The 15,851-nt window shown below is 50.8% G+C and carries 15 protein-coding genes; 8 read left to right on the forward strand and 7 right to left on the reverse strand.

Going from position 1 to position 15,851, the window contains the following annotated elements; genetic code table 11:
• Nucleotides 1-8 precede the first annotated feature (8 nt).
• Nucleotides 9-623, reverse strand: a complete 615-nt coding sequence (locus CYPRO_RS08240) for a hypothetical protein (protein WP_114984161.1) — start codon at nt 621-623, stop codon at nt 9-11.
• A 309-nt stretch (nt 624-932) separates the two neighbouring features.
• Here CYPRO_RS08240 and CYPRO_RS08245 point away from each other — a divergent pair, with 309 nt between their 5' ends.
• The 8 genes from CYPRO_RS08245 (at nt 933) to prmA (ending at nt 9,832) form a co-directional block, all read left to right on the forward strand.
• Nucleotides 933-2,294, forward strand: a complete 1,362-nt coding sequence (locus CYPRO_RS08245) for a thymidine phosphorylase (RefSeq protein WP_114984162.1) — start codon at nt 933-935, stop codon at nt 2,292-2,294.
• 116 nt (nt 2,295-2,410) lie between these two features.
• A complete protein-coding gene (locus tag CYPRO_RS08250) occupies nt 2,411-3,196 on the forward strand; it encodes a PspA/IM30 family protein (RefSeq protein ID WP_114984163.1) in 786 nt (261 codons plus the stop codon).
• Between the two features lie 85 nt (nt 3,197-3,281).
• A complete protein-coding gene (locus CYPRO_RS08255; protein ID WP_114984164.1) occupies nt 3,282-3,797 on the forward strand; it encodes a hypothetical protein in 516 nt (171 codons plus the stop codon).
• A 98-nt stretch (nt 3,798-3,895) separates the two neighbouring features.
• Nucleotides 3,896-4,762, forward strand: a complete 867-nt coding sequence (locus tag CYPRO_RS08260; RefSeq protein ID WP_114984165.1) for a hypothetical protein — start codon at nt 3,896-3,898, stop codon at nt 4,760-4,762.
• A gap of 49 nt (nt 4,763-4,811) precedes the next feature.
• Nucleotides 4,812-5,606 (forward strand): enoyl-CoA hydratase/isomerase family protein, encoded by a 795-nt coding sequence (locus tag CYPRO_RS08265; RefSeq protein ID WP_114984166.1) that lies wholly within the window; start codon nt 4,812-4,814, stop codon nt 5,604-5,606.
• An 83-nt stretch (nt 5,607-5,689) separates the two neighbouring features.
• The gene (locus CYPRO_RS08270; protein ID WP_114984167.1) at nt 5,690-6,964 is read left to right on the forward strand and encodes a hemolysin family protein; all 1,275 of its coding nucleotides are present in this window, start codon (nt 5,690-5,692) and stop codon (nt 6,962-6,964) included.
• 195 nt (nt 6,965-7,159) lie between these two features.
• Nucleotides 7,160-8,887: an ATP-binding protein gene (locus tag CYPRO_RS08275; protein WP_114984168.1), complete on the forward strand. Its 1,728-nt coding sequence runs from the start codon at nt 7,160-7,162 to the stop codon at nt 8,885-8,887.
• Between the two features lie 66 nt (nt 8,888-8,953).
• Nucleotides 8,954-9,832: a 50S ribosomal protein L11 methyltransferase gene (prmA, locus tag CYPRO_RS08280; protein ID WP_114984169.1), complete on the forward strand. Its 879-nt coding sequence runs from the start codon at nt 8,954-8,956 to the stop codon at nt 9,830-9,832.
• Nucleotides 9,833-10,033: 201 nt separating this feature from the next.
• Here prmA and CYPRO_RS08285 read toward each other — a convergent pair whose 3' ends face one another.
• The 6 genes from CYPRO_RS08285 to CYPRO_RS08310 all read right to left on the reverse strand — a co-directional run bounded on the left by CYPRO_RS08285 (nt 10,034) and on the right by CYPRO_RS08310 (nt 15,850).
• Nucleotides 10,034-11,008, reverse strand: coding sequence for an L-threonylcarbamoyladenylate synthase (locus tag CYPRO_RS08285; protein ID WP_114984170.1), 975 nt, complete (start codon nt 11,006-11,008; stop codon nt 10,034-10,036).
• Nucleotides 11,009-11,126: 118 nt separating this feature from the next.
• Entirely contained in the window at nt 11,127-11,687 is a 561-nt protein-coding gene (locus CYPRO_RS08290) for a hypothetical protein (protein ID WP_114984171.1), read from the reverse strand.
• A 573-nt stretch (nt 11,688-12,260) separates the two neighbouring features.
• Nucleotides 12,261-13,589, reverse strand: coding sequence for a Y-family DNA polymerase (locus CYPRO_RS08295; protein ID WP_114984172.1), 1,329 nt, complete (start codon nt 13,587-13,589; stop codon nt 12,261-12,263).
• Nucleotides 13,590-13,595: 6 nt separating this feature from the next.
• Nucleotides 13,596-14,036 (reverse strand): LexA family protein, encoded by a 441-nt coding sequence (locus CYPRO_RS08300; protein ID WP_114984173.1) that lies wholly within the window; start codon nt 14,034-14,036, stop codon nt 13,596-13,598.
• A gap of 161 nt (nt 14,037-14,197) precedes the next feature.
• Nucleotides 14,198-14,962, reverse strand: coding sequence for an SDR family oxidoreductase (locus tag CYPRO_RS08305; protein WP_114984174.1), 765 nt, complete (start codon nt 14,960-14,962; stop codon nt 14,198-14,200).
• 63 nt (nt 14,963-15,025) lie between these two features.
• Nucleotides 15,026-15,850, reverse strand: coding sequence for a 1,4-dihydroxy-2-naphthoyl-CoA synthase (locus CYPRO_RS08310; RefSeq protein WP_114984175.1), 825 nt, complete (start codon nt 15,848-15,850; stop codon nt 15,026-15,028).
• Between the last annotated feature and the right edge of the window lies 1 nt (nt 15,851).

Genomic DNA, 15,851 nt, shown 5'->3' on the forward strand with positions numbered 1-15,851 from the left:
TTGTTTGGTTAAAATACCCGCATTTCGCGCCTGCGGCGGGACAGGGGGCGATCCAGGATTTCTTTCAGAATGATGGCTTTCTGTGTTGAATCCGGATCTTTAAGCAGGTTCAGGGCTGCGGTTGTATGACGGCTGCCGGTGCCGTCTGTGTGATCGTAGGCATCCGCGCCAAACCTCTGTCTTGGCTGAAAAATGGGATTGTTACCTGCTTTTTCAAGCTCGCGGATGCCGGGTTCTGCCGAGCGGTTGAGGGAGCGCCGTGCGCTCAGGCTGGCATTATCGGTAAAGGGGTTCTCCGCTGGCTTCGGCTGCGGGCGGCTGATGGACTGTGGCTCCGGCCGGCGGTACTCGGCTTCCTGACGTGCACGTTTTTCTTCAGCGGTTTCCACAGGCTCACCGGAGAAAATGGATTCGAGCTCTTTCATGGCCTCTTCCCAGCTCTGCGGCTCCTGCTGCTGCCGTTCCTGCTGCCGCTGCGTGCGCGGGTTGTCGAACCGCGGATCCTGTTCCTGCTGCTCTTGCTGTTGCTGACGGCGGCGTTTCATTTCCTCCTGCTTCTTCTTGTCGCCAAGCAGCCACTGGAAAAACGAATAGATAATGAACAGGATAATCAGAAATTCCATGTATTCAGGAAGGTTAAAGTCAGGGTAAAAATTAAATACAGCATAGAGGTTACCTAACGCAGCAGCAGGCCCAAGGGTTTCGGAATTTAAGGAATTCAGGCGGCAATCCCATCACCAAAGGCAGCGGGTATTGCAGGGCGATAGCTTGTGTAAAGAACGCTTCAGCTTTGCCGAAAAAGCTTTATTTTAGCCGTTTGGTAACGCTTCAGCGCGGCAACTGGGCCTTATTTAAAGTTCATCGAAACGCAGGCCTGAATCCGTTCTTACTTCCCAAAAATAATTTTCATTCGACTACTACCTGATTTTTCCATGACTTCCTTTAATACGGTTTCCCTGATCCGCCGCAAACGGGACGGCGGCCATCTCACCAAAGATGAAATTCACTACCTGATTGATGCCTACACCCGCGACGAACTGCCTGACTATCAGATGAGCGCTTTTCTGATGGCCGTTTTTCTGAAAGGGATGAATGATGAGGAAGCCGCGGCTATTGCCTATGCCATGCTGCACTCCGGGAAAGTGATGGATCTCAGCGAGGTGCCTGGAATCAAAGTGGACAAGCATTCGACCGGCGGTGTAGGCGATAAACTATCCCTTATTCTGGCGCCGATCGTGGCCGCTGCCGGCGTGCCGGTGCCCATGATTTCCGGTCGCGGGCTGGGACATACGGGAGGCACTCTCGACAAGCTGGAGTCTATCCCCGGTTTTGATGTGAACCTTGATCTCGTGCGCTATGTGGAGGTTATCCAAAAACATAAAGTCGTATTTATCGGTCAGACCGAGGACATCGCCCCGGCTGACAAGCGCCTCTACGCTTTGCGGGATGTGACCGCGACCGTGGAGTGCATCCCCCTGATTGCGAGCAGTATTATGAGCAAGAAGCTTGCCGAGGGTATTGATGCGCTCGTGCTCGACGTGAAATACGGCTCCGGAGCCTTCATCAAAGATATGGAGCAGGCAACCGTTCTCGCCCGGCGTCTTGTTGATATTGGTACCGAATTTGGCAAAAACACTGTCGCCTATCTCACGAACATGGATCAGCCGCTGGGCTACAAAATCGGCAACTGGTTCGAGGTCGAGGAAAGCATCGAATGTCTGCGCGGCAAATGGCCCGATGATGTCCGCGAAATTACCCTGCTGCTTTCCGGTGCGATGATCTGGTTAGGCGGAAAGGCCGGCTCCCTTGATCAGGGCATTTCCGTTGCGATTCAGCATGTGAACGACGGCAGCGCTCTTCAAAAACTGCGTGAAATCGTAGAAGAGCAGGGCGGGGATGTAGCCATGATTGATCATCCTGGAAACTATCCCAAAGCATCCGATACGGCGCTGTTCATCGCTGAGGCGGACGGGTTTGTAACGGGCATCGATGCGTACAATATTGGCATGGCGTCCCTCGAACTCGGCGCTGGGCGTCGTGAAAAGACGCAGCCGATCGACCCGACAGCCGGCATCGTGCTGCACAAAAAACTTGGTGATGAAGTGAAGAAGGGTGAAACAATCGCTGAACTGTTCACGAATAAGCCCGATATGTTGCCTGTTGCACGTCAGTTAATGAACAGTGCGTATACGTTCGGAGCAAAGGCGACAGAGGCAGGTTCTTTGATCTCTCGTGTAGTAGATTCCGGCGGATCGCATCCGTTCCGTTATGAAGAAGTACCTGCACTGAAATAGCCGCTGATCGTCCGTTTTAAAAAAAGTGTAAGCCCAGGGGGATTATCCCCTTAAATATGCTGTTAGGTTCAAAGCGGATCAACGACGAAGTTTTAATACCAAAATCTTATTGAATTATGTGGAACAGATTTGTCAGAGCGATTAAGTCCATGTTTGGTGGCGTGGTGTCGAGTATGGAAGACCCCAAGCTGATCCTGGAGCAAAATATCAGGGAACTGAATGATCAGGTTCCCAAAATGAATGAGAATATTGCAACAGTAAAAGCCAATCTCGTGATGATTCGCAAAGAGCGGCAGAAGTACGAGAAACTGGAAGCTGAGCTTGTGAACAAAATCAAGGCTGCGATCAACGCCAACCGCGATGACATTGCAGAGAACTACGCCATGCAGCTCGAAAAGGCACGGGAGAACGTAGTATCCACTGCTGAACAGGAAAAATTTGCCGAACAGGCTTATGAAAAATCGCTTCAGGTGAAGCGGGCTTTTATGCGCGAAAAAGACCGCAAGATTCGTGAAGCCCGTGAAGCCCTTCAGGCACATGAACGGGCTAAGTGGCAGTCCAAAATTGCAGATACGCTGGAACAGTTTGAGGTAACGGGACTGGATTCAACCCATAAAGAAATGGTAAGCCGCCTCAACGAAAAAACGGCCATGAGCGAAGCCCGTATGGAAATTGCCCTTGACAGTGTAGATACCAAAACGCTCGAAATTGAAATCGACGCTGAAAAAATGCGTGCATCAGACCTCGTATCGCAGTTCAAGCGGGAAATGGGCAAGTCATCGGTAGAAGCAAAACCGGTAGCTGATGAAACTAACCGGAAAATTGACATCAGTCTGGAATCAGATACCCCTGCGCCAACAGAAAAAGATAAGGCCAAGACCATCGGGCGTCAGAAAGGGTAGCGCAGGCTTATGAGAGGATTGGGGAGCACCGCCTGAGCCGTGCTCCCTTTCATTTTGTTCTGAATCCAAAAATCAGCGAAAAAGCATGTCAGAAGAACGGGAGCGTCTCAAAGAAACCTATAAACAGCATTACCGGCAGATTCTGGAACATAAGCGGCAGCTTGCAGCGGCCGAGCGGAAATCAAAGATTCTGAAGTCGATCGAGGCCATTGATACCCGCCCTGTAATCGAAGGTTTTCAGGACGCTCTTGGCGCAGTGCGTGAACAGATAGCGAAAGCGGAAGCCCGTCTCGAAGTTTGGCTTGATGACCGGGATGATACCGCGGCTGCACAAAGCGGTGTGTCGCAAGAAGAAGTCGAAGCTTTTGAACGGACTCAAAACGCACGGGAGCTGTTGTCCAAAATAAAGTCGGAAATGGGAACCATTGAGCGAAAGCTTGATGAAACGGCAGCCGGACTTGGGGCTTCCAAAACGATAGCCGATACCGATCGTGCGCATGCCAAAGCGGGGAACCCCAATGCCGCTACTACGCCTGAGCCCGATCCGGTGAAGCTTTCGGCTGAGGCCGTCAAAACCATCGGACGCGCAACGAAACCATAAGCTGCTCATCAGCTTGTGTTCTGCTAACCGAAGGAAGGCAGAGCCATCCTTTTCACGACAAAGAGCAACCCATCAATCCCTAACCAAAGCGCCAAAATATGGATAAGCCGGTCAATTATACCCGAGAAGCCTTTCTGCACCCGCTCAACCTTGCTGTGCTTATTGCGGCTTTTTCAAGTAGCTTTTTTCTTTCCGGAAGCGGGGATGTGGTAAACCTTCTCATCGCCATTACGATTGCTGCTGAGCTTTTGTACCTGGGGATTGTGCCGCGTCAGCCGCGTTTCCAAAAATACATCAACCTCAGAACCTTTCAGGAGCGGAACAGCCGCTTCGACGAGCGCCGTATTTTTGGCGAACTCACCGAAGAGTCCCAAAAGCGTTTTCTGGTACTCAAACACATCACAGGCCTTATCCGCAATAATTTTGAGAAAGTCAGCTACACCACGCAGGGCATTGTAGATAACCTTACGACCCGGCTCGACGCCCTGCTCACAAGCTATATTTTGCTGCTCGAAGGCAATGAGCGCTATCTTAGCTACCTCAACAGCACGACACAGGCGCGGCTTCAGGAAGAAGCGGCAAAAACGCAAAAAGAAATTGATGAAGCCGAATCGCCCCGCCTGCGTCAGGTGCTCGAAAGGCGCCTGCTTATCCTTAACAAAAGGAGCGAGAAATATGGAGCTGCAAACGAAAAATACTTAATTTCGGACTCACAGCTTAAAACCATTGAAGATACGGTTCGCTATATTTATGAAAAATCAATGACACTCAGCAATACGTCCGAAATCGAGCATCAAATGGATAGCCTGCTGCTTGACCTTGAAGACGCTGATACCATTTTCGCTGAGTTTAGCGAGGGAAAAAGTACGCTTCCTTCCTATATTGACGAACTGATGTCGCTTGAAAAAGAAATTGAACAAACCGATGAGCTCTTCCGGAAAACATCCGTTAAAACACAAAACTGAGCTCAGTACTGATTCGAACTGTTGACTTAGACCTATCACAAATTAAAATATGTCCATACCTAAATTTAACACGCTACTCCTTGAGGTAACAGATCATATCTGCACCCTTACCATAAACCGCCCGGACAAGCTCAATGCTCTTAACAATCAGGTCCTTGACGAGCTTGCTGAAGCCGTTGATTTTATTGAAGGAAATGATGACATTCGTGCCGTAATCATCACCGGTTCCGGGGAAAAAGCTTTTGTTGCCGGTGCTGATATTGCCGAACTCTCAACCCTGGATGAAGAGAGCGGTACGGAAGCTGCTGAAAAGGGGCAGAATCTCTTTTCTGATATCGAAAGCCTTTCCAAGCCGGTGATTGCTGTCGTGAACGGCTATGCCTTGGGCGGCGGCACCGAGCTCGCGCTATCCTGTCACATCCGGCTCGCCACACAAAACGCTGTGTTTGGTTTACCGGAAGTCAGCCTGGGCCTGATTCCGGGTTATGGCGGCACGCAGCGCCTGCCAAAGCTCATCGGCAGAGGTCGTGCACTTGAGCTTATTCTCACCGGACGCATGGTCAAAGCCGAAGAGGCTGGTTCTCTCGGAATCGCAAATTACGTGCTGCCGGGTAAAGACGAAGCACTCACCAAAGCACAGGAACTGATCGGCATGATGACCAAACATGCGCCTATTGCTCTTTCAGGCGCGATATCTGCGATTGTTGCTTCACAGGATTACGAAGCCGAAGACGGCTACGTGATTGAATCCAATATTTTTGGAGATTTGTGCGGAACAGAAGATTTTAAAGAGGGTACGGGTGCTTTTCTCGAAAAGCGAAAACCCAAATTCACCGGTAACTAACTCAGATAAGGATTGGAACCTCCGTCGGAAATCAGGATTGCCGCTGACAGGCAGTCCTTTCAGGGTGTAAACAGGAGCGGTTCATGAATGAGCTGCTCATCATACTTGGCGTTTTAGGGCTGAGCGGCTTTTTTTCCGGTTCAGAAATCGGATACGTTGCCGCAAACCGTCTGCGGCTTGAAATCAAATCGCGTGAAAATACGCTTAGTGCGCAGTACGTCTCTTATTTTGTGAAAAACCCCGAGAGTTTTCTCTCAACGACCCTGCTGGGCAACAATGTCGTAAATGTGGCCTATGCCACGCTCATGACGATATTTCTGCTCAGCCCCATTTCCGAGACCTGGAATTATGTTTTCGGAAACAGTCCTTCTGAACTGAGTCTGCTCATTACGCAGACCATCATTGCTTCGGGCGTTATTTTGGTCGTAGGGGAGGTCATCCCGAAGAGTATCTTTCGCGTACATGCCGACCGGCTCATTCCCATTGTGATGGTGCCCATCGGCATTACAAATCTGCTGCTGCGCCCGCTCATTTACGTTGCTAACGGCATCGCCCTGCGCATTGTGCGTTTCGTAAATCCTGAAGCTGACTCCGTTGAGGATTTCTTCAAGCGCGAAGATATTGAAACCATTTTCCGGGATATTGCTTCAAATCAGCAAAGCGATATGGATGAAGATGATTCCGAAATTCTCACCAATGTGCTCGAACTTTCGACCATGCGGGTGAAGGAAAGCATGATTCCCCGCACCGAAATTGTCGCCGTTGAAAAGCACAGCTCGCTCGAAGATTTGCTGACAACCTTTATAACGAGCGGATACTCTAAAATCCCGGTTTATGAAGGCAGCATTGATAACATCACCGGTGTGATTCTCGCCTACGATTTATTCAAGCAACCTGCTGATATTTCTGAAATTATTCGTCCGGTCAAATACGTGCCTTCATCCCGAAAAGCGACGAGCCTGCTCAGTGATTTCCGAAGGGAAAACATTTCGCTCGCCGTTGTTTTGGACGAGTACGGCGGCACGGCAGGTCTTGTAACAAGCGAAGATCTTATCGAAGAAGTGGTCGGCGATATTCAGGATGAATACGACACTGAGGAAGTCATCATGAAGCGGCTGCCGAGCAACCGCTACGTCTTTTCGGGCAGTCTCGAGATTGAAGACATCGAAGAAAACTTTCCTGAAATTGGCCTTAAAGATGACGAAATCGAGTTTGAAACCATAGCCGGTTTCATCATCAACGAAGTCGGGCGCATTCCGAAAGTGGGGGAAGAAATCCGGATCGGGCGGCTGAAGTTTTCCATCGTGAAAGCAAGTCACTCACGGATTGAAGTCGTGAAGTGTGAACTGACCGGCTGAGTCGTGTCGTATCAGGGGATATTAATGCCGCTATACTTTTTGGTGAAAGTCCTTGAACATTATTGTTTATCGATGTTTTTCGGAATCCCCAAACCTAAGACAGCTTCCTTGCGTTGTGATTCAGTGCTTAGTTTTCAGGTTCGTACCCCAAATACGTAATTTCAACCTAAGGCAGTTTTTCTGCATTTTTAACGCATGCAACAGTACCCGAACTGGGCACAGCTCTTCGCCCGCAAATACCTGAGTAAGACACTCAACCATTTTACGCTGCACGGCAATATCCGTGATCTTGTGCTTACCCGTGAAGAAGAGGAGGAGCGGACAGCTTTCAGCCGTTTTACGCGCTTTTTGGGGGATGAGCTGTTTGCGCCCCGCGATGTTGTGATTATGTATGATCGTGCGGGCGGTATTTATTTCCGGGATGAACAAAGCCGTGCTGATTTCTACCGCGCCCTGCCTTCGCCCTATGCCAACGCTGCCGGTCAGCCGGCCGAGCCGCTGCCCAAACTGCCCGTTTCCGTGCTTCCGCTGCTTGAAAAATACTTCCGGCTCCGGCTTGAGGAAGGCAAAAGCGTGGCCTGTATCATTGATTACGCGGAGACCATCATCCCCAATGCGGACAACAGCTCGGCAGCTGCTGAAGACCGCAACGCGCTCGTTAACCTGCTCAAATGGATGCAGGATCCCATTTTTCTTGCCGCTGATTTCACCGTCGTACTGCTTGCTGAAAACCTGGCTGATCTTAACCGGAATCTTGTTCAGAGTCCGTACAATGCGGCCATCAAGGTCGGGCTGCCGGATATGGCGGATCGGCGCACCTTCATTCAGCATTTTTTTGATTACAGCGTGGATAGAATCCGGGCACACAGCAATCCTTCCCCGGAAGTGCTTGCGCAGCAAACGGCCGGACTCAGCTTTATTCAGCTCAGGAGCCTGCTTGCGCACGCCGTAGAAAACAAGGAAAAACTGACCTTCGAAACGCTTGTTGCCAAAAAGAAAGAGCTGATCGAAGCCGAAGCGCACGATCTGCTTGAGTTCGTGAATACGGCCTTTACGCTCGATCATGTGGCAGGTCACCGGCAGGTGAAAAAACATCTGCGCAGTGCGAGTCAGGCGCTGCAGCATGGCCGAGGGGATGTGCTGCCGATGGGTTGGCTGGTGTGCGGTCCGGTGGGCACAGGTAAAACCTTTCTGGTGAGCTGCTTTGCGGGGGAGGTGGGCGTGCCCATGGTTAAGCTCAAAAATTTCAGATCGCAGTGGCAGGGGGTTACGGAAGGTAATCTCGAAAAAATCCTGACGCTGCTTGAAGCCATGGCGCCGGTTGCCGTGATGATTGATGAAGCCGACGCCTATTTGGGAGACCGGGCGGCTTCCGGAGACAGCGGGGTTTCGAGCCGGGTGTTTGCAAAAATCGCGAGTTTCATGAGCAACTCGGCCAACCGGGGACGTATTCTCTGGTTTCTGATGACTGCCCGTCCCGATCTCATGCCGGTCGATCTGAAGCGTCAGGGGCGCGCCGAAGAACATCTTGCCCTGTTTTATCCGGATACGGAAGAGGAGCGTATTGAGATATTTGAGGCCATGAAGCGCAAAACCGGGCTGGTAATGACCAAAAACGAAGTGCCCGAATCTATTCGGCTGGGTAAGCATACCTACAGCGGTGCCGACATGGAAGCGGCGCTCACACGTGCGCGGTTCCGTGCAGCGGCAGCCGGCAAACAGCGTGTCTCGCTCGAAATTCTGGAAGAAACTTTCGCTGACTTCATCCCGCCGACCTATCCGGAAGAAATCGAGCTTCAAACCCTGCTTGCCGTGAAGGAGTGTACTTCCCGCGCCCTGCTACCGGATCGTTTTCGTCATCTGAAACTGGATGATATTGCTGAACGCATTTCTGAGCTTAAAATGCAGCTCGAAGGTATCTGACCCGCAATTAACCTGCCGTTTCAACAGATCACTTGAATTTTTCACACTAACAGGAATTATCGTTTTATGTCGCATATTATGCTGGAAATCGAAATCCCGGATGACTATCAGGAATGGCTCATCGCTGAGCTGGATGAACTTGAATTTGAGGGTTTTGATCAGCGGCGCAACACCCTGATTGCCTGGGTGCCGCAGGCTTCGATGAATGATGTGACCCGTGAGACCATTGAACAGCTGCTTATCGGAATCGGACACGGGGCCTGTATTCTGAAGGAAGAGCGGGTCGAAGACCGAAACTGGAATGAAGAGTGGGAACAAACGATACAGCCGATGACCGTTGGCCAATTCCGGATTCGTCCGAGCTGGGCGGCACGAAATCCGGATACGGAAGATGATCCCGAACGCATTGTGCTTGAGATCGATCCCAAAATGTCGTTCGGCACCGGCTATCATGAAACGACGCGGATTATGCTGCGGCTGATGCCGGAAGTGTTCCGCATGTGGGCTGATCGCAACGGAGGGGGCACGCCTGACTCGGTACTTGATGCCGGTACCGGCACCGGAATCCTGGGAATTGCCGCACTCAAACTTGGAGCCGGGCACTGTTTCGGTTTCGATGTAGATGAGTGGAGTGCCCTGAACACCCGGGAAAATGTGCTGATGAACGGGGTCGAAGGACGCTTTGAAGTACAACAGGGCGATGACAGCGTGATCCCCGAAAAGGCCACCTATGATCTTGTGATGGCAAATATAAACCGGAATATTCTGGAGGATATGTCAGAAAAACTTGCCGCTTCTTTAAAGCCGGGCGGGGTGCTGATGCTTTCCGGCCTGCTGTACACCGATGAAGCCCTGATCCTTAACTATGGCGCCTATGCCCGTTTCCGGAAAGTTGGTTTTCAACAGGAAGGCGACTGGATCGGACTCGTGCTCGTACAGGACTGACAAGCTGACGATTTCAGCTTGACCGGGTCCCGATGTTCTTTTGCAGAATCAAAAAGCAAGGGACCTGTCTTAGGTTTGGGGTTTCTGAGCAACCACGAAAAACAGTGATGTTCACGGAGTTTCCCCCAAAAAATAAAAAAAGCTGAAATGTCTGGTAAGCGGGTTGCAGGGGGAGGATGTTCGCTGTGATATTCGGGTATATTAGTCTGCTTTTCCGGTGGCTTTGCTGATGCGGTTGTGCAGGGAGATGAGGCGTTCGTCGTTAATCAGCTGTTGCGGCGCGAATTTTTCGATGAGGATGAGGGGGAAGCCTTCAGCGTCGGCCTGACGGAAGTTGTTGTAGAGCTCCTGTGCAAAGGTGGTGAAGTCGCCGTTGCGGAAAAGGCCTTTGAAGCCATCCGGGAGCTGCGGCGCACTGCTGTGGCAGAGTACAAGCGCTTTCGGCGAGTCGGGCAGCGACTGATCGGGGTCGAACCATGCGACTCGGGCCTTCGGCGCATAGTGCGCGTATTTCATGCCGGGGCTTTTGGGTTTGTGTGCTTCTGTGGCTTCTTTGGCGGTTATGATGCGGGGCAGAAAGCCACAGGCGCTGTGTATATCCGCAGCGGTGATGTTGCCCGGGCGTAAAATGAGAGGCGGGTTCTGAGTGAGGTCAAGTACTGTGGACTCAATGCCGATGTTGCAGGGACCGCCGTCAATGACGGGCAGTTTTTTGCCGTAATCTGCGAAGATATGCTCCGGCCGCGTGGGACTGGGACGGCCGGATTTGTTCGCGCTTGGTGCTACGAGGGGCCCGCTAAGTTCGATCAGCTGAAGGGCAACCGGGTGGTTGGGCATGCGAAGGGCGACAGTGTCGAGGCCGGCGGTTACGATATCCGGAACTTCTTCCTTTTTGCGGAGGATGAGGGTGAGCGGGCCGGGCCAGAATTTTTGCATTACAAGTTTGACTCTGGCGGAAACGGAGGGTGTGAACTGCTTCACCATATCAACGTTGCTGATGTGCACAATCAGCGGGTTATCCGCAGGTCTGCCCTTGGTTTCGAATATTTTTCGGACAGCTTTGGCATTCCATGCTGAGGCGCCTAAGCCGTAAACGGTCTCGGTTGGGAATACTACAAGTTCACCCTGCCGGAGTAGGTCAGCATAAGTTTGCAGCTGTTGTTCGCGAAGAGGCATAAAAAGAGGGCGCGCATGAAAACGTAAAATAGGACAGCAACACTACCGGAAAATAGGAGGATTAATCATCCCAAAAAATTCTGATATCAGGTGAGTTGATGCTGACTGTTTGCTGATGTTACCCGCGACCCTGTGCAACATCGGCTGCTACGCTTCTGCAGTGGGGGGGGCTCTTTTTCTCTTCAGCCCTTTTCTTGCGCAGTTTGTAGTTGACATACCGAAGCCCGTAAATCTTGTGCATCATTTCATCCCGGAAGTCGATGGCTTCCTGAAGCTTGAGCTTGTAATTTCGCTTAAACTCAGTCTTGTTGCGGCTTTTGGGGATATAAAAAGTCTTGTTTTTATTGACTCCCTTTTCCGGAGAGTAGCATACGGAGAACACGTGTTCGATGTATTCTTTCCCATTGCGCATTTTCTTTTTCCGGGTGTAACTGATGCCGTTTTCGCCAATATTGCTGCGTGTGCCTACATGCATGGGGCGGTCGTGGTTCTTCGCGAAGTTTTCCCATTCGGCAATGTTTTCGTCTCTGAAACTGACTGCGGCTTTTAGTGCTTCATCTTTACCGCCAAATTTTCCGTCACTAAAAAATTTACTGATTTGCCTGCCGTCCCGTCTTAAACGAACAAACCAGCCGAAGGTATTTTTTTGAGGCTGATCGATGCGTGATATGTTTTTCATTTTAAGTACCTTGCAGATGCATTCTCAATGTTATGGCTTAGCTTAGCTCTCTACCGTATGTAAATAATAAAATGGTGTTCCTTGCTTATTTAACTTAATTCAATACTATCAGGACGCAAGTTTATATTTGTTAGGGCATTACGGAGTTCACCCGTCTATAAATTGTATTTTTACTTACATGTTGATAAAGCGAACTATTTCAATATAATATTTAATTAATGTGCTTTACAAGCAAGGTATTTATAAAAATGTGAATTTGAGATATAAACGCCCTGATTGCAAAACTTTAATACCATGTTAACCCGCATTATTCACAATTAAACAGGATTTATTTCCTAAGTGTTAGTTTAATTTTGGCTTAGCAAAAAACACCGGTAGCCCAAATTTGAGTGTGGTGTAAAGACTGCGAAATTTCCCCGCTGGCGGCGTTGAAGATGAAAACTCATGCTCAGGGTACTTAGGTACCCTTCCGCTGAGTTTTCATCTTCGCCTTGCCAGCAAGAAAATTTCTTGGTGAATAATGCGGGTTAAATTGAGACTGCTGCTGGGATGCTGTTAAGAGAAAAACAGCTGTTATGATTTGGCAACGGGGAGTTCGTCCCAGCGGGTCGTATATCCCGGAGATTTGTGTTCCTGTTTCATGGTCCATGCCTGTTCGATACCATTTACTGCGTAGATGAGTTTGTTGCGCCCCATTTTTTGGTTAACGGCATCTACTGCATTTGCCAGCTTCTTTTTCCGGGTAAGCATGTCCTGATCCACAAACAGGTTTCCTTGTACCTGATCGCTCCGTCTGATTTCAGTAAGCATTACCCCCGCTTTCTGATAGGCATGGCCTTCCAGGAAGACTTCGCTTAATCCGGCAAGGGCAGCTTTGGTGAGATCCGGGGTGAAGTCCGTCGCAAGCGGAAGCGGCATGGTTGCGGTATTGCTGTAGTAGGGTTGATTTTTGGCGAAGCGGTTGGTCTTCACAAAAACATGCACAACACCGGCGACAGATTGCTGAGCCCGAAGTTTTTCGGCTGCGCGGCTCATATAGGCGGAAACGGCTTCCTGAAGCTGTTCATACTCCGTTACCGGTTTCCGGAAAGACCGGGATGATAAGATTCCTTTTCTGGGCTCGAGGTCTTCCATCTCGATACTTGGAATGCCGTTGAGTTCGCGAAGCGTGCGCAGCCCGGTAACGTGCATGTGTCGTTTGATCCAGCTTTCAGGTGCCTGTTTCAGGTCAAAGGCTGACTCAATGCCGTGACTGTGCAGGAATTGCTTGTGCTGTTTGCCGATGCCCCATACTTCGCCAACGGGCAGCCGCTTCAGGTAGCTGTCAAAATCTTTTATCATATCGGTATGCAGGACGCCATCCCAGAGTTTTTCGCGCTTGGCGAAGTGATTGGCAATTTTGGCCAGGGTTTTGGTTGGCGCAATGCCAATGCTCACCGGCAGCCCGATCCACTGAAAAATCCGTTTCCGGATTTCCTGCCCGTACAAATGCACTGCACGTCCGGCCGGGGGCTGCAACAGCATAAAGGCTTCATCAATGGAATAGACTTCAACATCTTCACAAAAATCCCGCAAAATATGCACGACCCGGCCCGACATGTCGCCGTAAAGGGCATAATTGGAGGAAAATACGTGCACGCCTTTGTCCTGAAACTCCCGCTCGTATTTGAAGGCGGGCGCGCCCATCGGGATTCCGGCTTCTTTGGCTTCAGCGGAGCGCGCAATTACGCAGCCGTCATTGTTGGAGAGCACCACCACCGGTTTGTTACGCAGCGCCGGATTAAAAACCCGTTCGCAGGATGCATAGAAGTTGTTGCAGTCCACAATGGCATAAAAGGGGCCGCTGCCTTTTTCAGGGGCTTCGCGGAAGCGGTCGTGCACCGTTTTTTGGGATGGCTTCATAGCCGCTTACTGTGCTTTGTGGATAACCCAGGTCACTACGCCCCACACTTCAAAATCGGATTCGGGGGTGATGGGAATAGGGTCAAAGTCGTCATTTTCGGGCAGGAGCCAAACTTCTCCGTTTTCTCTTTTGAGACGCTTCACCGTAAACTCGCCGTTCAGCACGGCGACGATGATTTTTCCGCTCACCGCTTCGAGTGCACGATCCACAATCAGGATGTCGCCGGAGTGAATGTTGGCTTCCCGCATGGAGTCGCCCTGTACGCGTACGAAAAAAGTCGCAACCGGATGGCTCACCAGATAATCGTTCAGATCGAGCTTTTTTTCGATATGATCCTGCGCGGGTGAAGGAAAGCCAGCCTGAACCGACTCGCTGTACAGCGGCAACATCTGCGTTGGCGACATTCTGCCCTGACCAAGGGCCTGTATTTCGGTGACTTTCAGCATGGGTGGGGGATGCGTTAAACTTTTTTGATGGTAAAGACAGGCGCAAACGAAAGGCGCAAAAAAAGACCCGGCACTTAAAGTTTAGTGTCGGGTCCGGATAAACGTGAAGGCGCAAGTTTAACATTCCTGTTGTTTAGCACAGAACACTTGCTGCAGACTGCCTATTTGCTCAAAAACTTCATCACAGGCTTTTCCACGAAAGGGAAGAGGCGGCTGAGGGTGCGCAGGGTTTTGAGTTTGAAAGTAGGCACCCAGTGAATTTTTTTCTGATGACAGGCTTTCCAGGCCACTTCTGCAATTTGAAGCGGTCGAAGGTTTGCCCCGAAAATATTAAGGGTTCCCGCCTTATGCTGTTGAGAGCTGATCATGTTGGTGTTTACATACAGCGGCATGATGTCCGTGACGTGTATGCCTTCCCGTTCGAGTTCAATGTGCAGGGCTTCGGTGAGGCCGCGTACGGCAAACTTGGAGGCCGAATACACCGCAAGATCGGGCACGCCATACAGGGCCGAAGCTGATGACATGCTCAGAATAACCGGATTTTCCGCTTTTTTGAGGAGCGGCATGGCCGCATAAACGCCAATCACGATGCCTTCGACATTGATACGCATGGTGCGCAGTTGCTGTTCAAGGGTCACATCCTTAATTGAACCCATGTACATGATGCCCGCGCAATTGAAGAGCACGTTCATGGCACCGCCGCTTGCTTTACTGAAAACAGCTACCGCATTGGCATAGGATTCCGGATTTGTGACATCGAGTTTGGCGTAGCAACAATTGTCTGTGCCGACTTCTTCAGCTACGGCTTTGAGGCCATTTTCGTTGAGGTCGAACAGGCCCACAAACCAGCCGCGCTTGGCGAACAGTAGTGCTGTTTCACGGCCGATTCCGGAGGCCGCTCCCGTGATGAAGATACTTTTTTTCATGAGTCATGCTATTGTGTGAAGGATACAGTCGAATGCGCATCAGGGGAGCCGTACCTGATGGCTTTAAATCCGGTATTTGTCAAAATCCGGCTTTCTTTTTTCGAGGAAGGCATTTTTTCCTTCGCTTGCTTCTTCTGTCATATAGGCAAGGCGGGTCGTCTCACCTGCAAAAACCTGTTGACCAACCAGACCGTCATCAATCAGGTTGAAGGCAAATTTGAGCATGCGAATGGCGGTTGGACTCTTCTCCAGAATTTCTTTGGCCATTTTGATGCCTTCGGCTTCAAGCTCGTCGTGTGGCACGACCTGATTGACCATGCCCATCTCGTAGGCTTCCTGTGCAGAGTAGTTACGGCCTAAGAAGAAAATTTCGCGGGCGCGCTTTTGCCCAACCTGACGCGCAAGATAGGCTGAGCCAAATCCGGCGTCGAAGCTTGCCACGTTGGCGTCGGTTTGTTTAAAGATGGCGTGTTCCCGGCTTGCCAGGGTCATGTCGCAGACTACGTGCAGGCTGTGTCCGCCGCCGACCGCCCAACCGGGCACCAGACAAATCACGACCTTACCCATGAACCGGATGATGCGCTGCACATCCAGAATGTTGAGGCGCTGCCGCCCGTCTTCACCCTGATACCCCTTAGCCTGTCGCACCCGCTGATCGCCCCCCGAGCAGAATGACCACACGCCGTCTTTGGCAGGGCCTTCACCGGTAAGCAAAACGACACCCACATTACGGTCTTCCTGCGCATCGAGGAAGGCGTCTTCGAGCTCGAATACGGTTTTGGGACGGAAAGCATTTCGTACATCGGGTCTGTTGAAAGCTATACGGGCAATGCCTTCAGCTTTTTTGTAGGTGATATCTTCGTAGGTTCTGGCTGTTATCCAGTTCATG

It is taken from the genome of Cyclonatronum proteinivorum, from assembly GCF_003353065.1.
Lineage (GTDB): Bacteria > Bacteroidota > Rhodothermia > Balneolales > Cyclonatronaceae > Cyclonatronum > Cyclonatronum proteinivorum.